This is a genomic window from Corynebacterium urinipleomorphum (assembly GCF_900155535.1).
Classification (GTDB): domain Bacteria; phylum Actinomycetota; class Actinomycetes; order Mycobacteriales; family Mycobacteriaceae; genus Corynebacterium; species Corynebacterium urinipleomorphum.
The window spans coordinates 392,337-415,832 of record NZ_LT706963.1; the positions used below are offsets into that span (position 1 = coordinate 392,337).

The window sequence follows — 23,496 nt, forward strand, 5'->3', positions numbered from 1 at the left end:
CGGTGCTCCCCGCGTGAGCGGGGATGAGCCCCAGGGGCAGGCCATTGTGATGGAGGAGATCGCGTGCTCCCCGCGTGAGCGGGGATGAGCCCGCCGACAACCCAGCAGCAACCAGGGTGGACAGGTGCTCCCCGCGTGAGCGGGGATGAGCCCGCCGTGATGCCCGCATTCAACGCGATCCGCGAGTGCTCCCCGCGTGAGCGGGGATGAGCCCATTTCGAGGACCGGGATGCCACGGGACTGCAGGTGCTCCCCGCGTGAGCGGGGATGAGCCCCACGAGACCAAGGAGGAGCCCATGAGCTGCCAGTGCTCCCCGCGTGAGCGGGGATGAGCCCAAGATCAATGGCTGGGGCTACGGCGTTGTGGCGTGCTCCCCGCGTGAGCGGGGATGAGCCTTGGGTGGATTCGTCGGTTTGGCGGTCTACCAAGTGCTCCCCGCGTGAGCGGGGATGAGCCCCACCGGGTGGTGCGCGCCGGGTCAGTGTTAGCGTGCTCCCCGCGTGAGCGGGGATGAGCCCCCCTGGAGCGCAACAATCAGAGTCGACTTACGGTGCTCCCCGCGTGAGCGGGGATGAGCCCGCGGATCAGTACCCCGGCTGGTCCATCGGCCAGTGCTCCCCGCGTGAGCGGGGATGAGCCCGCGGTCACCAGGAAATCCCACCCGGTCTTGATGTGCTCCCCGCGTGAGCGGGGATGAGCCCCACCACCGACAAGGTGTCGAAAGCGCCTGCGAGTGCTCCCCGCGTGAGCGGGGATGAGCCCTGCGCGAGGAAAACGCCAAACACCGCAACAAAGTGCTCCCCGCGTGAGCGGGGATGAGCCCTCCCGCCCGATGAAAGCACCGGAGAAGTCCGCGTGCTCCCCGCGTGAGCGGGGATGAGCCCGCACTGAACAGTAAATTCCGTAGGGAGACTGAGTGCTCCCCGCGTGAGCGGGGATGAGCCCACCCGGTGCTGCCACACCGGCCAACACAGAAAGTGCTCCCCGCGTGAGCGGGGATGAGCCGTCACCCCCGGCCAAAAGGTGCGCGAGGGGCAAGTGCTCCCCGCGTGAGCGGGGATGAGCCCCGCGCCGGAACCGGTCATACTCCAAGGACATGGTGCTCCCCGCGTGAGCGGGGATGAGCCCACGAGCAGCCACCACCCCCTCCGACTCCGACGGTGCTCCCCGCGTGAGCGGGGATGAGCCCGTGGATCATCCGGCCGGAACCACGTTTGAGCTGTGCTCCCCGCGTGAGCGGGGATGAGCCGGCGGGTGGACATACGAGGACAAGCTCGAACTGGTGCTCCCCGCGTGAGCGGGGATGAGCCCGCAACGCGGACCAGGAGCAGGAGAGGGCGGCCGTGCTCCCCGCGTGAGCGGGGATGAGCCTGCGTCGCGGCGTTGCTTCTCGTCGGTCACCACGTGCTCCCCGCGTGAGCGGGGATGAGCCGTCGAGGTGCAAGCCGAACTAGAACCTGTGTTTGTGCTCCCCGCGTGAGCGGGGATGAGCCGTCGAGGTGCAAGCCGAACTAGAACCTGTGTTTGTGCTCCCCGCGTGAGCGGGGATGAGCCGCGCACGCCGACGAAAAGGACGCCAAGAAACGCGTGCTCCCCGCGTGAGCGGGGATGAGCCCCAAGCGGAACGGAGACGAACCAACCGGAACCGGTGCTCCCCGCGTGAGCGGGGATGAGCCCGCAACGCACCAGAAACACGAACCATAACTAGCGTGCTCCCCGCGTGAGCGGGGATGAGCCGGCCGAAGATACTGGCAGTCTCAGCGAGGATCTGTGCTCCCCGCGTGAGCGGGGATGAGCCCCACCGCCCTGTGGACTAGTCGAGTCGTACCCAGTGCTCCCCGCGTGAGCGGGGATGAGCCGGTCGCTGACGCCGAGAAAAAGCTCGCGCGTGTGTGCTCCCCGCGTGAGCGGGGATGAGCCCCCCCGCGACGCAACTTGGTATTCAAGCCGTCAGTGCTCCCCGCGTGAGCGGGGATGAGCCCTCCCGGCCTGCGGTACGCTGCGCCGCCTCGTCGTGCTCCCCGCGTGAGCGGGGATGAGCCCAAAGCGGGGGTAACTCGTCTTTTAGCTGTCGAGTGCTCCCCGCGTGAGCGGGGATGAGCCCCTGTCCGGCGCGGACGAATACGTGTTCACGAAGTGCTCCCCGCGTGAGCGGGGATGAGCCCATGTAACAGACCCCGCAGAGTGAATCCCAGTTGTGCTCCCCGCGTGAGCGGGGATGAGCCCTAGCCCGCCTGGGACTGCCCGCCGAACTATTCGTGCTCCCCGCGTGAGCGGGGATGAGCCCAGTGGCGGACCCGGCGAAGACTGGCCGATCACGTGCTCCCCGCGTGAGCGGGGATGAGCCCCGCAACCAGGAAATCGTTGACATTAACGGCACGTGCTCCCCGCGTGAGCGGGGATGAGCCCTCGCATACGTGCAGCGCTACTGGTAGCCGCCCGTGCTCCCCGCGTGAGCGGGGATGAGCCCCATTGGCCTGCTTGGGCGAGTTTTTCTCGTAGGTGCTCCCCGCGTGAGCGGGGATGAGCCCTCCCCCAGACCAACCCGCCACGCGAATACCGAGTGCTCCCCGCGTGAGCGGGGATGAGCCCCCAAAGGTGCTTCTGGATACCACCCAGCTTGAGTGCTCCCCGCGTGAGCGGGGATGAGCCCTCCCCCAGACCAACCCGCCACGCGAATACCGAGTGCTCCCCGCGTGAGCGGGGATGAGCCCCATTCATAAAGGCTGATGGCACCCCACTCAACGTGCTCCCCGCGTGAGCGGGGATGAGCCCCTTCCGGGGGCTTGCGCTAAGTTGCCGAGGGCGTGCTCCCCGCGTGAGCGGGGATGAGCCCCCAAAGGTGCTTCTGGATACCACCCAGCTTGAGTGCTCCCCGCGTGAGCGGGGATGAGCCCAATTCCCGAACAGCGAACCGAACCACCCAGTTGTGCTCCCCGCGTGAGCGGGGATGAGCCCAAGATCCGCAAGCACAAGATCAAGTAGCCCGAGTGCTCCCCGCGTGAGCGGGGATGAGCCCTACATATGACAATCCGATAATTTTTGGTGCTTGTGCTCCCCGCGTGAGCGGGGATGAGCCCAGGGGCTGGATCGCGTTGCGGACACCGTCGGCGTGCTCCCCGCGTGAGCGGGGATGAGCCGATCCCCATTGATGAGAGAAGCGACGGGATGGAGTGCTCCCCGCGTGAGCGGGAATGAGCCCGCCAGCACATGCGCCAGCTGCACCTCGTCCGAGTGCTCCCCGCGTGAGCGGGGATGAGCCCATCTGTTGGTAACATTCGACCTGGGGAAACAGGTGCTCCCCGCGTGAGCGGGGATGAGCCCCGTTACGCGTACACCCAGAAATGAGCTACGTCGTGCTCCCCGCGTGAGCGGGGATGAGCCCATGGGCTACATGTTCTACGGTTGTTCGTCGCTGTGCTCCCCGCGTGAGCGGGGATGAGCCTTCGCGGTGGTAGCGGACGTTGTCGCCGGAGACGTGCTCCCCGCTTGAGCGGGGATGAGCCCCGTGACACCGTCATCGCTGGCCTTGATGATGGGCATGTTCTTTGCCAACAAAGCACTGCGTCGTCCAGACTAGACGCGCGTCCAGGGGCTTTCCCTCCCGCACTTTCTGGAGCGGTGCGGGATGCCTCTGAGGTTTCTGGGGGCACGATCCCTATACCCATCTTCTCATCCGTTTGCCCTGCCGATCCCTGAGATCTCGGTAAAGTACGAAACGGACGTGCGCTGCCCGCGTGAATCCACCCCGGTGCCTCTTCGCGGCCCGGGGTCGTTTGCGCGGTTCAGTGCTTTGTAGAGGAGGCATCAATGACCAACCAGCAGCCACCGTTCGGCGGCGGATTCCCGCAACCGGGACCGGGAAGCCCAGGTACGGGAGGATCAAGTGTGTGGGGGTCCGGTGCTCCCACCGCGCCGTCGCAAGGGAATTCGCCGTGGGGCAATCCGGTCCAGGGCGGTCAGGATTTCGGCGGGGGCCAGTCTCCGTTCGGTGGCGCGCAGCAGTCGTCGCCGCAGACCTCGCCGTGGGGTGCGCCGGAGGCAACGACCGAATCTTTCGATCGGCCGTCCGACCCGTTCGCAGCTGCGAATGCCCAGGGGGAGGGTTACACCGGCCGGGTACCGGGGACGTCCAGCCCTGTTGCTCCAAGTGGGGGAGCGGGAGCGGCATCGCGTGAGCCGTCGTCCGCACCGGCAACGAGGCTAATCCCGGGGCTGGTTCTCGGTGTCGCCGCGCTGGTGATCACGATCATCCTGCTCGTGGGCAGCATCTCGCCGGTTTCCGGCACTTATGCGGGCATGGCTTTCGGTGCGTGGGCGCTGTCGGGTCTAATCGGTGTGTCCTCCCTGGCCTTCTACTTCTCCGAGGACACGCGCCGCCGCGCAAACGGCATGTACTCCATCGTTGGATGGAAGCAGGGACTGTACTGGGTCACCTTGGCGGTGTTGTTCATCGCCATCATTTTGTCGTCGCTGTGCATTGCCCTGTGGGCAGGCAGGCTCTAGGCGCCGCGAGGAGAACAGGAAACATGAAGAACACAATCGCGACCATTACCCGCCGCGCAACCGCGGTCAGCGCCGCCGCCATGATCGCTCTGGGAACCAGCGCCATGGGCGCCTTCGGTGCGGATGCCGCCGCACAACAGCCGCCGAAGCCGCCGCAACCCGCCCCGGAGAAGCCGGCCACCCCGCCGAAGGAAGCCCCGGCTGCAGGTGGAGACAACCCGCTGGGCAAGTTGGGTGCCTGCATGGCCCGAGGCAACGAGCTCGACGTGCTGCTGCTCATGGACGAGACGAACAGTCTAAGCAACCGTTGGGTCGAGGGGAAGAAGATTGACGGCAAGCCGGGTGCGGACCCGGACAGTTTCCGTATTCCGGCCGCCGAAGACTTCGCCAAAGTCTTGCTGCAGAAGAGCCAGGACCAGCAGCTGACCACCAACATCAAGATCGCCGGGTTCGGTACCACCTATAAGAACGACATCAATAACCCGGGTGAAGGCTACGAAGGCTGGACTGAGCTGACCGCCGAGAGCCAAGACGACGTGCTGAAACAGATCCGGGCGTTTGAAAACCGCACTGAGGAAACCCAGGGCACCGACCACAACGTCGCTCTTGAAGGCGCGAGCCAGGACCTTCTGGGTGCGCCGGGTGAGGATCCCTGCCGTTTGCTGGTCACATTCACCGACGGCAAGCTGGCCACAGCCGATGATGCGGCCGCGGAGGATAACCTCTGCCGGCCGAACGGTGTCGCTGACCGGTTGCGTGCCGCGGGCATCACCCACGTGGGTATCGGGCTGACCAACCCCGAGATCAACGAGAACTTCGACATGTTCCAGGCGATCACCGAGGGCAAGGGCGGTGCCACCAGCTGCGGTGACCAGCCTCGCAACGGTGCGTTCTACCCGGCGAACAAAGTAGGTGACCTCTTCGCGGCATTCCGTTCCGCACTGGACACCGGCGGATCCATTGGTGACACCGTTACTGCGGACAAGCCGTTCAAGTTCGTGCTGGACAACTCGATCACATCCGTGCGCTTCAGCGCCGTCGGCCGCGACGATCTCGGCCCCGACGCAAAGCTGGAGATGACGGCGCCAAACGGCGACAAAGTGGTCATGACCGGAACCGGGGAAAAGAACGCCGGCGACGGAAAGCTGTCGTGGGAAGCCCGCAATGAGGCGGTGCAGAGCACCGAGGGATCTCTGAACAAGACAGGGGACAAGAACTGGGCGGGCGAGTGGTCCATGCGCTTTATCGACGTCGCCCCCGAAGCGTTGAAGAACGGCCAGGTCGCCGTCCTCGTCGAGATGGTGCCGGAGCTCAATGTCGGCTTCAAGGCCGCAGGGGCGGAGGGACCTCAGAAAGACCTGAAGGTCATGGACGACGGCAAGCTCGTGGCCGAACTCACCAGTTCAGACGGCAAGGTCGTCGATCCGGAAGGCAATGCGACGGGCAAGGTCGAGTTCGTGCCCAGCGGCGGCGGTAAGCCGGTCGTTCTCGAGGAAAAGGCGGACTTCTCGTCCGGACGTGCGGAGATCCCGGCATCGAAGATTCCGGATGCCCCTGCTTCCGGCCGTGTCACTGCGGAAGTGACTATCACTACCGCAGGCAAAGACGGTAAGCCCGGCACCACCTTGTCCCCGCTGCAGGGTGATAGTGCTGTGAGCGTGGCGGTGCAAAACTTGCCGCAGCTTCCCGGCCAGATCGACGTGACCACTGAGGGTGGTGACGTCACTGTGAACGTTCCTGTGTCCGGCCCGGGCCGCGTCTGGGTTGACGGTGGCCAGAAAGTCGAGCACGGGATGGAGGATCTGGGGGCCGTGACGGTCGATTCGGAGCACAACTCGAAGGATTCCGCTCTTTCCGTGGGGCGCGGCGAAACGGCGGAACTTCCGCTGAAGTTCACGTTCGAGGAGCGCGCCCAGTTGATTGCCAACGGCACTTTGCCGGTCCACATCGCCGATGAGAAGGGTGGCGAGGAGCGTGTCGTGGATGTGGCCACCCGCATCGATTCAAAGGTGCCGGTGTCCAAGGGCATCGCCGCAGTGGCGTTCACCCTGGCGCTCCTGTTGGGGCTGCTGCTTCCGTTGCTGTTGCTCTACCTTGTGCGATACCTGACATCTAAGATCCCGAATGATCCGCCGGTGGGCCCGGTGGTGTTGCGCATGAGCCGCGGCGCGGGCGGGGCATGGACCTTCGACGGCCAGCAGCGTCCACAGATTGATCCGACGGATGCCGCGCAGCGCCAGATGCGTCCGGGCCCGCGTTCGGTCCAGGCTGGCCGTGCACAGGCCAATGTGGAGAGTTTCTCCATCAACCCGCTGTCGGCGGCGAATGTCATCGTAGCCACCCCGTCGATTGCCGGTGACGGTGCGGAAAAGGACGGTCATGCTGTGCTTCCGCTCGCAGTCCAGGACTCCTGGTTCGTTCACGCACCGACTCAGTCCGTGGACGACCTCGAAGTCGTGGCCTTCCCGCGCATCCCGCTCGCACCCGCCGCGCAAGAGCAGCTGCAGGACCAAATTGCCGCAGAAGCACCCGCGCTTGCGGATGCCCTGGTGGACCGCCTTCCCTCCGCTGAGCCCGCCCCCGGTCACCCCGGTTATACCGATCAGGGTGGGGGCTTTGCCCCGCCGAGCGAGGCGGCCTCCTCAGCTGGTGCAGGCTGGGTTCCGCCGCAGACCGGCGGCCCGAACCCGGGCTTCCAGCCAGGCGGAACTACCGGCCCCGTAGGAAACCCGGGTCAAGCCGGTCCAGCCGGAGGCGCCCCTAACACCGGCGGTACCGGCTGGAATCCGCCCGCTGGTCCCTCCGGCCCGGCCGGTGGTGGAGAGTCCGGGGGCGCGGGACCGTCCTCCCCGTGGGGACCTCCGAGCCCGGGCCCGCAGTCGAGCCCGTGGGGCCCGCCGCCGCAATAATCTCGACTGAATCGTCTGGCCGGGATGCGGGTGCACCGCGCTGCGGCCATGATTGAGCCAAAACCACATAGCAATAGATCTGTCCAACGGCTTCACCGGAAGATTGAAGCTGAATTTCTAAGGAGCACCCCTCATGGAAAGAGTCCTCGTCGTCGGTTGTGGCGGTTCGGGCGCTAAGACCCTGGCGTTCATGATGGACCAGCTGAAGACGATGTTGGCGGAGCGCCTCCCCAACGAGTACGTCTCGCCGAAGGACGTGAAGCTGCCCGACGCGTGGCAGTTCGTTTCCCTGGACGTGCCCACCAAACCGGAGTCTGCGGGCAAGAACCTGCAGAATGTCCAGGAGGCAGGCGGGCGCTACATTTCCGTCGGTTCCTCCGGCCGTTACGCCAACGTGGATGCCGCAGTGTCGGCCCGTCTGGCAAGCGGGAAGAAGCTGGGCACCATCTCCTCGTGGGCGCTGCGCAACCCAGAGGCGGAAACCACCCCGATTTCCGCGGGTGCTGGCCAATACCGCGCAATCGGCCGCATGCTCACACTGAGCAAGCTCCGCGAAGTTCAGGAAGAGCTGGAGAAGGCGTGGGCAGCGCTGAACCAGCCAGGCACGGCTAGTGAGCTGAGCCGTGTCCAGACCGCATTGACCGGCCGCGCCACCTCCGCCGTCAACGCGGGCAAGGACGTGCCGCTGATCATCGTGGTCACCTCCATGTCAGGCGGTGCAGGCGCGTCGATGGCGATCGACGTGTGCCGTCTGCTCACCTCCCTGGACAAGGCCAGCGTCGGCCGCAACTGCATGTTCGCGTTCACGCCGGACATCTTCAGCGGTATCCCGCAGGACCAGGTGATGGGTGCGAACCCCAACGCGATGGCGATGTTCGGTGAGATGGCGGCGGCACAGATGGGTGCCGCAACCGAAAGCGACCGCCGTCTGTTCGAGCAGCTCGGCGTGAACCTCGGCGACGAGAGTGTTCCGATCTCTCGCGTATTCCCGGTGGGCGCGCATTCCGGTGCCGAGGGTGCTCAGCTCGGCGACGGCAAGCCCGGCACTGTGTACCGCGCGCTCGGACGCGGTCTTGCGTCGCTGCTCATGGACGAGGCGGCGATGGGCCGATTCACCCAGTTCAACCTTGGTAACCAGGGTGGTCTCCAGGCGCGCGACAACACCTATGGCTGGGGCGTGCAGAACAAGAACAACCTCCCGTGGGGCTCCTTCGGCTACGCGCAGCTGTCCATGGGGCGCGACCGCTACGCGGAATATTCGGCGCAAAGGTTGGCGCGCTCGGCCGTCGATAAGCTTGTGCACGGTCACATTGATCCCACCAACCCGGCGTCGGGCGACGAGCAGATCAAGCAGCGCGTGGACACTAACTGGCGCCAGATCCAGGCGCGCACCACGGTGATTCCGTTCGGCGAGGACGTCGGTGGTTGGCTCTGGCGCACGTTCGGCGCGGAGATGGACCGCTGGGCCGGCAATTACGCCGAGAGTCTGCGCCACCAGATCCCGCAGCCGAATAACCGTCGCGGGCGCGATTGGGCACCTGATGTCATTGGTGCGCTTAACGTGCTCGACCAGCAGGTCAGCGCCGATAACGGAGCAATGTTCTACGGTGCCGCTTTCAACTGGGCGAGCGCGCGCAACCTGCAGGAGGGCTTCCTGAACATCATCCGCCGCGAGGTGGGCAACTTCGGTCTACCGTATGGTTCCGCGGTGCTTGACGCGCTGAAGAACATGCTCGTGCGCGATGTGATGCCGCAGCTCGAGCAGGTCGCCCGTTCCCAGCAGCGTCTTGCCCTCCACCCGGAGACGGAGCGCGCCATGATGAACGCGCGCGGCAAGATCGTCAGCGCCGACCAGTACATGGAGGACATCGTCCGCGACGTGCGCGAGCAGCTGCGCCGACGCGCGCAGAGCCGCATGTCCGAATTCGTGCTGGGCACTCTCGCGGACTTCATCGACCGCTTCATCGGCCCACTGCAAAAGGCAATGACGGCCGAGCACACGGACCTCGAGCACGAGCTATCGCTCAACAATGACAAGGACCTCGGTGTCGCGCAGCTGAAGACGAACGTCCCGCAGCTGTGGCCGGAGGACACAGACATGGTGCCGCCGCGTTTCGCCCAGGCGGCGAACGAGATCTTCTTGACTGAGATCGGGGACTTCCCGCGCCAGTACGTCCACGACATCCAGAACGCCACTAGCGCAGACTCCTACGACCACGCGATTTCCAACGCGGCCTCCTCGGTGGTCAGCGGCGCATGGTCAGCGCTCGAAGGCGCGGAGCAGGCGCCCGAGGACCTCATCGTTCTCACCGGCCCGTGGGTGCCCATGAACTTCACCCGCGACCCGAACAACCCGACTGAGCTGCTCGATCCGAAGCTGGGCCAGTTCTCTGTCCGCATCGGCGCGGAGGAGGTGCTGGAGCGTTCCCGCAAGTACATTCAGCGCCGCGGATTCTCTTTCCACGACTTCATCTCCACCTCATTGCGCAGCTACGTCACTGCTCCGGCCCTGCAGGACCACGAGCGGCGCGCACGCCAGCAGCGCCTCGCCTCCAAGTTCACTGAGGCTATGAAGAACGCGCTGCCGCTCGCGCAGATCGACGACAACTTGGTGCGCAACCTGTACGGGGATGAAGTGGGCTACGCCTTCAACTTTTCCAAGATCCCGCTCGAGGGGGACGAGTCCGCCCGGCTTCTCGCAGAGGAAGTGATCAACTTCCCCAACGTGAAGCTGCCGGACCCGATGAAGCCGTTGGGCGACGCCTTGGAAAACCAGGGTGAGGAGCGGTCCATTGACATCTTCGGTTCCTACCCGAACTACGTCCCAGTGGTCTTCTCGTCGCTGATGCGCCCGATGCGCGAGCAATGGGACGGCCTCAAGGATTCGCGCAAGGAATTCTGGCGCGCGAAGCGTGCCCGGCCGATCCAAGCTGCGACCCCCATGAGCGATGCGGAGCGCCGTGCGTTCATCGGCGGCTGGTACATCGGCCGCATCATCGGTTACATGGACTTCCCGGCAACCCTGGACACCCCGGATAACAACAGCCCGGTGAAGGTCTACGACGATTCTGAAGGCAACCGCGGTTGGCTTTCCTTCCCGGATCCGCTGCTCACCCCGCCGTCGAATTTCCGCAACGTCTTCGACTGGTTGCCGGCTGTCATCGAGTCCGCACCGCTCGCGTGGACGAAAGCGGGCGTGACCCCGCTGTTGGACAGCTACCGCCCGTACCGCGTGATGCGCGCGCTTTTCGACGACGCCGATAACCCCTCCGAAGTAGGCCGCACGCTGAAGGGCACCCGCCTTCTCGCACGGTGGCTGGCTACTGGTGAGCGCAAGAGCGGCACCCGGTTGATGATCAAGGGGACTGGTCCGGACGTCACACCGGAGGAGCGCTTGGCAGCGGTGAAGACGTGGCTGGAGCGCCAGCGTGAGATCGCCATGGAGTACGTTCCCACGGACAGGTTGCTCCGCGATCAGCTCTCTGTGCAGGCTTCGCGCCCGGTCGCTGACGTGGATTCCCGCGAGCTGGCCGCCCGCATTCCTCTGTTCGCTGATGTGGCGCTGGACGTCTATGAAGTCATCGACCTCATTCTGCGCATGCTCGACGAAGCAGACCGTCTGAAGCACACTGCGCTCGAGGAAGCACCGGAGGTCGATTTCAGTTCCGTGTCGCGCCCCGTGGCTATGCCCACGATGCCGGGAGAGGATGACATCTAATGGCTGAGAATTTCCAGGGCGCCCACAACAGCGCAGTTCAGGTGTGCGTGCCTATCTTCGTGGGACGCGGCCGATTCGGCGCCGCGCTCCGCCAAGCTCTCCAAGATTTGGAGGCGCTGCACCTCATCGGCCGCGCGATCTGGATCGACCTCGACGCATTCACCGGGCCGATGGATCGGGCACTGCTTATCGACGGCCGTGTGGACGGCACCCCCTCCACCACCGACAGCTTCGCGCGCCTTCTGGCCAGCGGCTACAACGACCGCTTCGCCGTGTGCGTGGTCAACGCCCAGAACGGTGTGGACAATATCCGCGATGAAGAGCTCGGGGCCGTGTCGGACGCGGTGTCCGATCTGAACCCGCTATCCGTCAACGTGCTCGCCGGCCGGGCGGGGGAGTCCGAGTCGGCGGACGTGGACATTGTGCGCGGCTACGTGAACCTCTTCATCGCACCGGAGGAGTCGGACGCGCCGTCCGACCACGCGGTGCCGGTGTCCGGCGGGGACCGGGAGAACACCTTCACCCTGTTGGTGGCCACCACCTTGTGCTCCTTGTTCGGATTGTGGGACGGAGCATCCGAGTGCCCGGTGGAGCAGCTGCGGGGCACCGCTTCCCCGATTCACTTCCGTCTGACTCGCGCCTACTTCCGCCGCGTCGACGGTGAGGTGGTGCAGAACCAACTGCGCCAAGCTTTGTTCGACACCGAGGTCAACCCCACGCCTCGGCTGTACCGCGCGGACGGAGGCGCCGCGGTGGTGGAGCACCCGCAGGACCGCGCCCAGTTCTCGCGTGCGGCGGCCGATGAATTCCTCGGCTTGTACCGCGACGGCCTCATCCCGGAGCGGGTGCAGGCCAAGACCGGCCGCGACCGCGAGTTGAGCAATAAGGAAGCTTCCCGCGAACTGCGGGGTATCTGGTGGCAAAAGCTCATTGGCACCCCCGGAAACTCCTTCGATGACCTGCGCGGCGGCGCGTCCGACCAGATTTCGGCGAGCCTGCAGAAGGTCTACGGTGCCGATTCGACGGCGGCGATCGGGAGCATGCGCAACCTGCGTGGTGCGCCTGCCCAGATCTCGCAGCAAGCCCAGCAGCTCGACCGGAACCAGATTGCGGCACAGATGCAGCCGATGTGGAACGGCTACAAGAATTTCGCGCTCACCATGCTGGACGCAAAGCCGCGCCCTCTCGCTCCGAGAACGCGCGACGCCGCCACCCCGAAGGTGGTCCGGCAGGTGGCATCCGACCACGTCACAGTGGCAGCGTCTGCACGCGATGTCATTCCTGCGCCTGAACAGGCGATGCGCATCGATGACCCGAGTCTCCGCGACATCATGGGCGCCGAAGAACTAGCCCCTTATGACCCCGAGGCAATCGCAGCCTACGAGCACCGCCTGAACTCCGTCGACAGCCACGGTGTGTTCGACACCGGCAAGCTCCACAGCGATTTTGAGCGCTGGAAGAGCACGGAGCGCGGTAGCTTCGCCCGCCACGTCGGAGATGAGTTGCGGCAGATCCGGGTGCACTGCGAACAGCAAGTCCAAGCGGCTCGCGCCGAGCTCGAGCGGCTCAGCCGCGGCGTGAAGGCGCCAGAGACTGGGGCTGGCGCACGCGTCTGCCGGTTCTTGGGTTGGGTGACCACGACGTCACTCGCCTTCTTCCTCATCTTCTGGCTGATCGGCCACGTGGTGATGAAGAATGCGCAGGACAAGGTGGCCAGCGGTGAGGCGACGTTCACGGACCGCGTGTTCTCCGAGCTGTGGTGGGTGCAGAATTTGAATAACGCGCCGGCCTCCACGCTCGCGTGGATGTTCGGTATCTGGGTGTTCATCTGGCTCATCTTCTTCCTGCTGCAGGTCACGTTTGAGACGCGCGATGAGGTCCAGCTGGCTAATCTGCGCAAGAGCCAACGCGCCCAGGTAGAGGCGGCGGAGCAGAACCTCCTCAATGCCGAGGTCGCTCTCGTGCGGTTGGAGGAGGCTTACCCGCAGTTCCTCTCCGTCACGCAGCTGCTTGGTGAGCTAGTCAACCGCCCGTTTGGCCGGGTGAAGACGGAGCGTAATGTAGCCGCCCAACCGAGCAACCGCATGCCGCGCAACGTGGTTTTCGCGGACGCGTCGCCTGACCCGCGTGCCGCGTCGCAGGTGGTGTCCCACTACCAGAACGGTCTCTACCACGAAGGCTGGTTGGGGGATGCCGTCTCCGCTGGCCTGACCCGCGCCTACAGCGAGTTATTCCAGCCGAGCAACGACGACCGCTGGGACTATCTCTCCTCCCAGCGCGGCAAGAACACCACCTCAGCGCTGGACCGCCTTGCCGGCTACGTGGCATCGCCTGAATTCTCCTCCCGTGACCGCACGGGGGAGAAGTGGCAGCCGGTGGCGGATGAGCTTCGCGCAAGCACCAGCCCGTTCAGCAGCCAGCTGCTGTCTAATGTCTCCTCCACGCACGACGGGCACGCCCGCGCGCTGGAAGGGGAGCTGCTCAAAGATGCCGCGAACGGACATTTCAGCAGCCACTTCATCGCGTCCGCTAGCCGTGGCCGCGGAGCCGCGGTTGTCGACGGCGACCTGAGCGTGCACAACGTGTCCTCCAGCCCGCGTGACCCCGTCGGACGCACCGAAGTGCTGGTCCAGGTGGGCGGCAACGCGCAGGCCGGTGACATCACGCTCGCCGCCCACTCCAACGCAGCCGATGACTCTATCGACGACATTGTTATGCCGGGCAGCAGCTACGTGGAGGACAACTACGGCACCGGCCGCGAGATGCCCAGCGCCGGAACCTACTCCACCGGCGACTCCGCTCGGTGGACCCCCAGCCCAGGTGGCTCAACGGCTGTCGATTTCCCCAGCGAAGGTGATATCTAATGTCGCTCCCAGAAATGGCCGCCGCATGGCGCACTGGCGTCCAGCAGCAAACCGGCTTGCCGGTGCCCAGTGAAGAGGAACTGATTCAGCACGTCGTCTACGGTGAATCCACTCCCAATACCCGTGTGTGGGCGGAGGCTCTGGATCTGTTGGTGATGCTCGACGGCGCGGGCTTGCCGCTCCAGACACCTCTCAGCCCCGATCTGATCACCCCGAGCCAGCCGCTGCCGGAACACCTGCAAGGTGCTGCTTCTCCTGAGAACCAACCGGAGCAGCCGGCGAGCAGAGCAGTCGGGACTGGCGACCAGGACCAGCAGCCAGCTCAGCCGAGCCAGCCGAGTCAGCCGACCCAGCCGACACTGTCCACCCCGCCGAATCAGTCGGGCGACACTGCGGGACGTCACTCTCAACCCGGACCGGCTGCCCCGACACCGCAGCAAGAAGCTCCTGCCCCGACTGCGCAGCAGTTGGACTTGGCGGAGGACGATTTCGAAGAACTGGACCTCCTGGAGGACCTCACCGTCATTTCTGGCGGCGGTGTCCGCGCAAAACTGAACGACGATGGTGAGATCCACGTGAAGTGGGCCTTGCCGGAGGACTACCCGTCCCAGCCGGTGCAGATCTTCCGTGTGGTCAGCGACGAAGAAGTCTTCGACCGCGACCCAGCCGAAGGCATCCTGCGGTCGGCAACCCCGGGCACGTTCTTCGACGACGCGGACCCGCTGTCCTTCTCCTACCGCTACTACCAGGTCTGGCTCAACGAGGGCACGAACGAGATCGATGCTCTGCGCAGCCAGCCCAAGCTGGTGGGGGAGGACTTCTACGTCCGTCCTGTCGAGCACATCGAGCTCAACTTCGACGGCAGCGAAGTCAGCGGTAAGTGGGAGGAGTTCAAGCACACGGACCGCGTCAGCGTCTATATCGCCCCCGAGGAAGAGAAGCGCCGCCTAACCCGCCGCGCGCACGAGGTCAGTCAGACTAGCCGCAACGTGAACGGATTCCGCTGGACACCGCCGCAACGAGGCTTGACCTACGCCGTGCAGGCGGTGCGCGAGGTCTCTGTGGGTGGCGCAGTGAAGAAGAGTGCTCACTCCGACATCTTCACCATCGACATCACCGCAGAGGTGGTGGAGGTCCACGCGGATGTCCAACTGGACCAGACCATCGGAAACGGTTTGTTCAGCGTCCGGTGGGAGCTGCCCAATTCCGGTGAGGTGCGCATCTACCGCACGCGGGACCTCCCCGCGGAAGGCTTGTCCGACAAGGTCGTGGAGACCGATCAGCTCGAGGGCTTCGGCCTCCCGCTCGCGGCATGGGTCAACGACATCGCCGAAGCGAAGGACGCCGCAGAATTCGCCTGGCCCGACGAGTGGTATTCCATCGCCATCACCCCCGTCAGCGTGGTGGGCAATAGGGCCCGCGTGGGGCGGTCCTCGAGCTTTGTGCGGGTGGGGAGCATTCCCGCCGCACGCATCGAGGAGCGCGTCATTGCCCAGCTGATCACGTTCGGTTGGCCCGAACAGGCTCACGAGGTCGCCGCGTTCCTCGCCGAACCGGGGGAGGGCGGCTTCGTCGACCCGCGCCGGGCAGACGCTAAGCCGATGACAACTATCGACGAACAGGAGTACCGCAGCGAAGGCAGCATGCGCGTGCACATGCGCGGCGCCCGAGACGTCGTGCTCATCCCCAGCCGCATGCACGCGGGCCTGCGTGAATGGGGCGAGCCCACGATCATTGCGTACCGCGGCCTGCGCCACTTCCGCTACATGCTCACCGCCGGTCCAGAAAACGGCCTCTACCTCTTCGTCAACGCGGAGAATGAGGACTCCAAGCACCGCCGATTCACCCTGCGTTACCACCCGGAGCGCTTGCCGCTCGAGCCAAACGACGGTGAGCCGGTGCGCGTGAGCAAGATCAACGGTGGCTATGTCGAGGACTACAAGCCGGTGATGACATCGGACCACCTATTCCCGGACAACCTGGCCCCGGGCACGCCTGGGTTCGAGTACTGGCGCGTCGACCCTGAGCTGGTCGCCCGCGGGTACGGGTGGCTCCGCCTCTTCATGGCGGATGCGCCGGAGGACGGCGAGTCCGAGGTGGCCTTGCGGGACCCGAACGTGGTCACCCTCTGGTACGCCAATAACTTCCAGCAGCCCGGAGGTATGCAGTAATGGCAATGGCACGCTTCGCGCACGCGACATACGCGTCGTTTTCCAACACGTCCAGCTCCGGCGGGTGGTCCATCGGGCCGACCGTGAACGCGGATCCGTCCGACATCGAGCTCATCCGTTCCGCCGCCGCGATCTCTCTGACTCCGATCCAGGAGGTCAACGAGTTCATCGGTGCCGAGGAGATCGAGGCGCTTCCGCGCCGGTTCGAGTACATCCCGGACCAGACGCACGGCGTGTATGTGCAGTCGGTCCCCGCCGGCAAGGACGCGACAGGCCGCCCGGGCAACGTGTTCACCCATGGTGTGGTGGACCACGAGCCGCAGCAGCCGCTGGCCGCGCAGTACCCGATCGCTTTGTTCCGCTCGCCCGACCTTGCTGCCCCGTTCCGCGCACCGGTGGTCAATTCGGTCACGCTCGATGACGCTCTCGGGGAGCCTGCGCGCGGGCCGCTGCCCGACGTGGAGGGGCTGTGGCGGCTCATCTGCGATGTCCAGGGTGACCGCCGAGGCGTGATCTACCGGATTCAAAAGGCGTTGGAGGATCCGAACACGATCCCCGTGCTCCTCACTCCGTCCGACACGCAGGCAGCATTCTGGATCTACGCCGTGTCGACAACGATGACGCCTGAAGCAGCCCGCCGAGGCCTGCGGGTGAGCACCTTCGAGCGCGCCCGCTCCGTGGATGCCGCGAAGTGGGCGTCGCAGCGTCCCGGTTTCGCCGCGCTCATCGCGGGTCCCGTACAGGACGCGGAGCTTTTCGCAGCCAACCCCGCCCTGACAGTCATCGACCCGGAGAAGGACGCCAGCGCGGCGCCGGAGACCGAGTGGTCCCGCATGACGGAAGAGCTGTTCACGTCGGGGAGTGAGGCGGCGGGCGTCGTCGATAAGCTCGCTGCTCTTGGAAGCGCTCCCGGCGGCTTCGGCGCAGGTCTCGCGCAACTCATGCTGGAGCACCGCCGCAAGAGCATGGAGCCCGAGCTCAACCAGCTAGCCATCGACATCACGGAGCCGAACGAGTTCGTCGGGGAGGAGTACCCGACGCTCGTGAGCAGGGAGCTTATCGACGAAACGCGTCTCGACGAACTCCGCGGCTCCGTTTACGAGACCTTGCAGAACTGGGAGAGCGACGGCCCGCTGCTGATCCAGTACCTGACCGATGCGGAGGCCATCGGTGCGTTTGACCGAGACATGCTTGTTGACGGCCTCGGTAGCCTGGGCAACCTCGAAGCCCCGGTCACGGACATCATGGCGCACGGTGATCTCAACCTCCGGCCCGATTCGGCAGTCGCCGGCCTGGTCAGCCTCGTGGCTAACAAACAGATCGAGGAGCTGTTCGCCGGCGACGACATCACGGAGCTGATGGAGAAGCTCGGCCAGGACACCACCCGACGGGTGTTGCCCCACGCTGGTCACCCGGGTGTGGAGAAACTGGGCGCGGACACCGCTTGCTACCTCATTGGTGCAACCTTGGCCGCTGCCGGGTATGACCAGCTGCGTTACCCGGTGATCACAGCTGATCCGCACACGCGGAAAGAGACAATTCACCACCTCGTGGGTTTGGCGAACCGCATTGCGGCCCGATCCGTGCCCACCCAAGCCAACGTCGACGCAGTGGCGCGTCGCGCCTGGGAAGACTTCTTCGCCACCGCGCCCGACAGCCCGCAGGACATTGCACTGGCCGCCCAGGCGGTAAGCGCGCTCCCGGCCGCGTTCGCCGAGCTGCGCATCGAGCGGACTGACCAGTTCCTGAGCAAGGTGATTCAGACGCTCGTGCAGAACACCCGCGGCATGGCGAACCAGAAAGGAGAGCGGTAATGGCTCTTGAGAAACGAATGGGGCACGGCGAGGAGTTCGAGTTCACCACCGACGCCTTCCGCGCGATCTTTGTCATGGAGCTCACCGACGGTGGCCGGTTCCGCGCTTTCAACGGCGATGTGGAGCTACCGCGCACGGGTGACCGTTACGCGCTACGGGAGCTCACCGGTCCCGCCACGATTGAGGTGCGGCCGGACAACGAAGTCTTTGGCAACCGCGCCGAGCTCTACGTGCGCGTCCAGGCACGCGATGCCGTCTCCGGCCTCGTTGATCTGTACATTCCCCCGTTCAAAGTGGCGGCCCGTGACGCGTTCACACCGCTGACTCTTCTGCCCACAGAGACAGGGGTACGCGTCATCGCCGGTGAGGCAGGAGTGTCGGCCCCGGTCAGCGCCACAGGTGCTTCCACGGCAGCGGCTCCGGCCGGTGGCGGCACCGCCGCATCCGCCGGATCAACGCCCGCAGAAGCAAGCAGCGCGTTCACCCAGGACCCTGTCGCACCGCCGGCACCGTCTACCGGCACAGATTCAGTGCACATCGTGATCGATTCCACGGCATCGATGCTGCGCAGCACGACGTCCCAGCAGATGGATGCAATGCTCAGCTTCGCGGCCAACGCTGTTTCCGGGATGCGGTGCCCCAAGCACGTGACCACTTCGTCCGGGCAAGCGGTGCCCGGAATCATGGACACCCTCGAGGTTCCCGCCGGGCTGTCTGAATCCCTGCGGGGCAACGACATTGGCTGGGAAATCAGCATCAGCGACATCGCTGCGTCCGCCGCAGTGATCGCCATTTCCGACGACATCCCGGCCTGCCTGCTGGGACGCAGCTCCGCCGTGCACGTCATCTCGACCCGCCCCGTGGGGGGCGCACCGGGTGTCACCTCGACGCTTTTTGACGATCGCCTCCACCGCGCCGTCGCCGAAGGCGATGCCCGCGGCTACCGTGACGCCATCAACGCACTGCGTGGCGCGATCGATGCAGGAGGGAACTCCTAATGAACCCGAATGTCCCGTACCTGATCAGTCCGAAGGACCCGGTCACCTTCGAAGTCCTCGACCCGTCCGGCAAAGCACCGACCCACGCCGGCATTGAACTGCCGGAGGACTGGATGCGCTCCGGTACCCTCACCGTCGCCATGGCGGGTGCCCGTTCCTCGGGCAAGAGCCTCTACATCGCCGTGGTGGTCAAACTGCTGCGCGATATGCTCACCGCTAACCGCGGGTTCCTCAACGCCGCTGACGAGTACACCCGTCGGACCTACGAAGAGAATTACGAGCGCCCCCTGTTCGAGGAGATGGGCCTCATGCCGCCGACCCCGCCGTCGGCGAACCCGGATGCCTACCAGAACCGTCCGCTCATTTACGACTTGGGCTTTCACGTCCGCGTCAACCCGGCAGACAACCAGCAGGTGCGACAGAAGGTCTACTTGGTGCTGCAGGACGTGGCCGGTGAGGACCTCCGCGAGGAAGGGTTTGTCGAGCGCGCCCCGAAGCTCGGCTTCTTCCGCAACGCCGACCGCATCGTGTTCCTCTACGACCCGATGGCCGTCAACCGCATCCGGCAGCTGCTGGAAGGGACCGTGTCCACCAATGAGGTGGGCAGGGAGAACCCTGCCATGATCCTGCAGAACATCTTGCGTCTCATGTCTCCGGAGCAGATGCCCACGATCGCCCTGACGCTATCCAAGTTCGATATGCTCCAGCGCCTCGCTCATGTCGATCAAGTGGGCAGCGGCGGCATCCAAGGCCAGACCGTGGATTGGCAGGCGGCCATGAGCAACTACGGTGCCTCCTTCCGCCGTGAATCGAACCCGCCGAGCGAACCATTCGACTGGGTCGACCGTACCTCCATGCACTACGAGATCCGCAGCATGCTCAGTGCACTCGGCGCAATGGAAATGCTCAACCTCCTGGAGACCCAGTCGCCCACCGGCCAGCCCGTGCCGTACAGCTGCCACGCTGTTTCCGCGTTGGGTGACTCACCGGAGGGCGACAGCGTGTCCCGGATGGGGATTGCGCCGTTCCGCGTCTTGGACCCGATCCGCGAAATGTTTTCCCAATACGGTCTGTTCGAGGGAGGAATGTAATGTCCAACCACAACCAGGGCTGGCTCGCCCGGGAGCAGCGTCGCCTCGCCGCTGCTTCTGCACCCCAGGCCGAGCATCACCCCGCCGTGCCGGGGTCAGAGAAGCAACCGGCCGCGCCTGCGCCGGATCTAGGGGCACAGCCTCCGCGGCAACCGGGGGAGTACCAGCAGCAGGTGCAGCAGCCGGCTCCGTCCGCACAGCAATGGCCGGCGCAACAACCGCACCAGCCACATCAACCGCAACCGCATACTGACAGTCAGATCGGGGCGCCCTACGGGTTTGGGCCGGGGACCGCTCCGCGAGAAGAAGGGCCGCAACGATGACGAACGGCACCAATCCAGCACCGCAGCAGGGCTTCAGGCAGGGGTGGCCCCAGCAGACGGGGCAAGGCGGTCAAGCACCGCACTTTCCCCAGCAGGCGTACCCGGGCCAACCGGGCCAGCCAGGACAACCGGGACAACACGGTCAGTTTTCCCAGGCAGTGCCGGGCAGCGCCGGTTTCGGCCAGAACCAGTTCGGTGGTCCCCGTCCTTTCCAGCAGGCAGACTCTGGGAGTGCGGAGCACATCACCACTGATGAGGCGGAAAACATCGCTGCTCAGCGCGGGGAGAAAGTGCAGGAAACCGAGAGGCGCCGCGCGCGAATCTGGCGGAATATTCTCGGTGTGCTCGGCCTTGCTCTGCTGATCGCGTGCTTGATGGTGCTCGCGTGGACTTATCTTCCCAGCCCCCCGGTAGATATCACCACTGCCCAAAGCGGGCTGGTCCACAACCTGGTTGAGGCGCGCAGCGGCGCATTCGGGCAGTACGTATAGGACGGAGGCTGAACAAAGATGACTAGCCAACACCCCACAGGACTTGGAACCGTGCCCGGGAACGATGACCGCGTACAGGCCGACCAGTACGACTTCACAGAGGTCGCCCCGTTCGCGGCGTTGTCAGTTCCCGAACCCGCCGCGCACCCGGCACAGCACGCCCCACGCGCGCAGGCGGCGGAACCGGCACACCCGGGTCGACCGGGCCCCCAAGGCGAGCAGCCAACGGGTCACGCACCTGAGCAGGTGCCCGGCCCCGCGCCGCAAGGTAGGCCGGAAGCCCGCAGGGCTCCTGAACAACGCGCTGCGGCTGAACCGCGTCGCGCACCCGAACAACGTCGGGCACCGAGTGCGCCTGCGCCTAGTGCGCGGAACCGTGAAGCCGCGGCCTTCCACACGCCGGGACAGGCCCCGAGGCAGGTGCGCTCGCAAAGCCAGGAAATCCGCCCGGCGGCAGTTGCGCGCAAGGAACAGGCCGACAAGAAGACAGCACTGGTGCTCACGGCGGCGATCGCAGTCGTCGTACTGGTGATCGTTGTGTTGGCGATCTTGATTCTCACCAGCGTTGTGCCCTTCCGCGGTCTCTAACGAAATCAAGGTGGGTTAATGGCGGAGAACCAGAATTCAATCGAGTATTTCAATCTGCAGGGGTGGTGGGAATCGCTTCCCGCCCCGGACCAGCGAGTGCTCAAGGACGTCTACGAGCAGCAGAAAGGAGCGGGCCGGCGCCTGCTCCGCTCGACGCACGACCGGCACACGGACATCGCTTTCCTGTCTGACTTGCTCATTGCGACGAACAAGAACAGGGAACTGCAGGCACGGATCGTCGATAAGCTCATGGAGCGTTATTCGCACCTTCCGGCACCCGACGATCTTGGCGATGACGCGATCGTGGAGCTCCACCACACCCAAATCCGGGTGATGAACTACTTCTACGGCCAGCGGAATTACTCGTCGCAGGCTTTCGACATGGTGTTGCGCATCGCCCAGGACAACATCAACATCGAGCGGCGGGTCATGCGCATCAAACGCGAACGCGTCAAGCGTGCCGCCTACCGGAAGGCCGACGGGATCGAGAAAAAGGCCCAAGCAGCGAAGCGCGAAGGCGACGTCGTTAAAGCGGCGGAACTTCATCTCGAGGCGCGCGCCAAACGCATCGAGGGCATGCACGAAAGCTCCGCCTACAGCGAAGAGCACCCGTGCTTCCGCCAGATGGCCATCATCGCCGAGAAGAACAACGACTTCGAACTCGCCCTGCGCATCGCCCTCGACGCACGCCGCGCCGGGTGGATCGACCGCAACGAGGACTGGACCCGCCGCATCAACCGGCTGAACAAGAAGATCTCGGAGCGCGACAACCTGCGCTACATCGAGGACAGTGGCCCCTTCGGCGGGTACCTCGGCGCGTTCAACTTGTCCGGCTTTGTCAAACACGAATTCGCCCCCGCCGAGCAAAAGCTCATCATCGAGGAGCTATCCGCAGAGCACCCGCTTATCGACGGCACCATGCAGCCCGACGGCCACACCGCCCGCACGGTGCTCGCCCGGCTGGCTGAAACCGCCGCCAAAGTGCTCACGAACGAGTACAAAGACCTCACAGCCCATTTAGATGCCATCCAAGTACACATGGAGCGCTACCCCCGAGATGTGGAAGGGGATGTGTGGGAGCGGCACCTTGTGTTCGGACAACAGTCACTGGAGTGCCTGGCGGTGGTGCAGGGACGTGCACGCACCAAGCGATCGTGGGCGAAGACAGCTGATCCGGTGCTGATGATGAACTGGTATTCCACCAGCGGCATCGAATTCGAGGATGTCGCCCGCAAGGAATTCAACGAATCCCACGCGGGCCGAGACGACATTGAACCCACTCACACCGCCCGGACGGCCATCCTCCTGCTTGCCGAAGCATTTGATCTCAACGAGGATATCGAGCCAGTCGCGCGCGAATCCATGAACAACGGCTGGGCCGGCCCGTGGGAGGCTGTCCTTGCCCGCCATCGCAACGGCGGTGGCAGCCAGTAGCGCGATTTGCTTTTGCGGGGTAGGGGAAGGTAGTTTCTCTTACGATTCCGCCTCGAATATCGGGGTTAGGAAACCGTTGAACTCCACGCACTCTCCAGGGGAGCGGTGGTAGATCACGCGAAAGCGGCAGGGCCCCGAAGAAGAGCCCCCATTTTTGCATGTTCGGCCACTTCTGCTTGCCCGGGGGAGTGCGAACCCGAACAGAAAGAGTTGGTATGCCAACTATTCAGCAGCTGGTCCGCAAGGGCCGTCACGATAAGAGCAAGAAGGTGGCAACTGCTGCGCTGAAGGGCTCCCCGCAGCGCCGCGGCGTGTGCACCCGCGTGTACACCACCACCCCGAAGAAGCCGAACTCCGCACTCCGCAAGGTCGCGCGTGTCCGCCTGACCTCCGGCATCGAGGTCTCCGCCTACATTCCGGGCGAGGGCCACAACCTGCAGGAGCACTCCATGGTGCTCGTGCGCGGCGGCCGTGTGAAGGACCTTCCGGGTGTCCGTTACAAGATCATCCGTGGCGCGCTGGACACCCAGGGCGTCAAGGACCGCAAGCAGGCTCGCTCCCGTTACGGCGCGAAGAAGGGACAGTAAA

At 65.0% G+C, this 23,496-nt stretch carries 12 protein-coding genes and 1 CRISPR repeat array (1 of these 13 cut by a window edge); all 12 genes read left to right on the forward strand.

All coding sequences use genetic code 11. From position 1 onward, the window contains the following. Positions 1-3,508: direct repeats of the CRISPR family, unit length 29 nt; unit sequence GTGCTCCCCGCGTGAGCGGGGATGAGCCC; it begins 609 nt to the left of the window's first position. 303 nt (positions 3,509-3,811) lie between these two features. Continuing rightward, positions 3,812-4,507: a hypothetical protein gene (locus CZ338_RS04735; protein ID WP_143341255.1), complete on the forward strand. Its 696-nt coding sequence runs from the start codon at positions 3,812-3,814 to the stop codon at positions 4,505-4,507. 23 nt (positions 4,508-4,530) lie between these two features. Beyond that, a complete protein-coding gene (locus CZ338_RS04740; protein ID WP_087117130.1) occupies positions 4,531-7,416 on the forward strand; it encodes a vWA domain-containing protein in 2,886 nt (961 codons plus the stop codon). 133 nt (positions 7,417-7,549) lie between these two features. Continuing rightward, positions 7,550-11,134, forward strand: coding sequence for a tubulin-like doman-containing protein (locus CZ338_RS04745; RefSeq protein WP_087117131.1), 3,585 nt, complete (start codon positions 7,550-7,552; stop codon positions 11,132-11,134). Then, a complete protein-coding gene (locus tag CZ338_RS04750) occupies positions 11,134-13,998 on the forward strand; it encodes a stage II sporulation protein M (protein WP_087117132.1) in 2,865 nt (954 codons plus the stop codon). The genes CZ338_RS04745 and CZ338_RS04750 overlap by 1 nt, the downstream gene beginning before the upstream one ends. Further along, on the forward strand, positions 13,998-16,169 hold the full coding sequence (locus CZ338_RS04755) for a hypothetical protein (RefSeq protein WP_087117133.1): 2,172 nt from the start codon (positions 13,998-14,000) through the stop codon (positions 16,167-16,169). The genes CZ338_RS04750 and CZ338_RS04755 overlap by 1 nt, the downstream gene beginning before the upstream one ends. Continuing rightward, positions 16,169-17,983, forward strand: coding sequence for a GAP1-N2 domain-containing protein (locus tag CZ338_RS04760; protein ID WP_087117134.1), 1,815 nt, complete (start codon positions 16,169-16,171; stop codon positions 17,981-17,983). Before CZ338_RS04755 ends, CZ338_RS04760 begins: the two co-directional genes overlap by 1 nt. Next, on the forward strand, positions 17,983-18,981 hold the full coding sequence (locus CZ338_RS04765) for a hypothetical protein (RefSeq protein WP_087117135.1): 999 nt from the start codon (positions 17,983-17,985) through the stop codon (positions 18,979-18,981). The genes CZ338_RS04760 and CZ338_RS04765 overlap by 1 nt, the downstream gene beginning before the upstream one ends. Then, positions 18,981-20,072, forward strand: a complete 1,092-nt coding sequence (locus CZ338_RS04770; protein ID WP_087117136.1) for a TRAFAC clade GTPase domain-containing protein — start codon at positions 18,981-18,983, stop codon at positions 20,070-20,072. Before CZ338_RS04765 ends, CZ338_RS04770 begins: the two co-directional genes overlap by 1 nt. A 319-nt stretch (positions 20,073-20,391) precedes the next feature. After that, a complete protein-coding gene (locus CZ338_RS04780; protein ID WP_087117138.1) occupies positions 20,392-20,886 on the forward strand; it encodes a hypothetical protein in 495 nt (164 codons plus the stop codon). Positions 20,887-20,904: 18 nt separating this feature from the next. Continuing rightward, on the forward strand, positions 20,905-21,474 hold the full coding sequence (locus tag CZ338_RS10815) for a hypothetical protein (protein ID WP_143341256.1): 570 nt from the start codon (positions 20,905-20,907) through the stop codon (positions 21,472-21,474). Positions 21,475-21,492: 18 nt separating this feature from the next. Continuing rightward, entirely contained in the window at positions 21,493-22,908 is a 1,416-nt protein-coding gene (locus tag CZ338_RS04785) for a hypothetical protein (RefSeq protein ID WP_087117139.1), read from the forward strand. Positions 22,909-23,123: 215 nt separating this feature from the next. Continuing rightward, positions 23,124-23,495, forward strand: coding sequence for a 30S ribosomal protein S12 (gene rpsL / locus CZ338_RS04790; protein WP_076598032.1), 372 nt, complete (start codon positions 23,124-23,126; stop codon positions 23,493-23,495). Position 23,496 lies beyond the last annotated feature (1 nt).

Bases quoted from the DNA above. Each gene is read 5' to 3' on its own strand.
- CZ338_RS04735 (WP_143341255.1), top strand. From the start codon at position 3,812: ATGACCAACCAGCAGCCACCGTTCGGCGGCGGATTCCCGCAACCGGGA.
- CZ338_RS04760 (WP_087117134.1), top strand. From the start codon at position 16,169: ATGGCAATGGCACGCTTCGCGCACGCGACATACGCGTCGTTTTCCAAC.
- CZ338_RS04785 (WP_087117139.1), top strand. From the start codon at position 21,493: ATGGCGGAGAACCAGAATTCAATCGAGTATTTCAATCTGCAGGGGTGG.
- CZ338_RS04745 (WP_087117131.1), top strand. From the start codon at position 7,550: ATGGAAAGAGTCCTCGTCGTCGGTTGTGGCGGTTCGGGCGCTAAGACC.
- CZ338_RS04780 (WP_087117138.1), top strand. From the start codon at position 20,392: ATGACGAACGGCACCAATCCAGCACCGCAGCAGGGCTTCAGGCAGGGG.
- CZ338_RS04740 (WP_087117130.1), top strand. From the start codon at position 4,531: ATGAAGAACACAATCGCGACCATTACCCGCCGCGCAACCGCGGTCAGC.
- CZ338_RS10815 (WP_143341256.1), top strand. From the start codon at position 20,905: ATGACTAGCCAACACCCCACAGGACTTGGAACCGTGCCCGGGAACGAT.
- CZ338_RS04755 (WP_087117133.1), top strand. From the start codon at position 13,998: ATGTCGCTCCCAGAAATGGCCGCCGCATGGCGCACTGGCGTCCAGCAG.
- rpsL (WP_076598032.1), top strand. From the start codon at position 23,124: ATGCCAACTATTCAGCAGCTGGTCCGCAAGGGCCGTCACGATAAGAGC.
- CZ338_RS04770 (WP_087117136.1), top strand. From the start codon at position 18,981: ATGAACCCGAATGTCCCGTACCTGATCAGTCCGAAGGACCCGGTCACC.
- CZ338_RS04750 (WP_087117132.1), top strand. From the start codon at position 11,134: ATGGCTGAGAATTTCCAGGGCGCCCACAACAGCGCAGTTCAGGTGTGC.
- CZ338_RS04765 (WP_087117135.1), top strand. From the start codon at position 17,983: ATGGCTCTTGAGAAACGAATGGGGCACGGCGAGGAGTTCGAGTTCACC.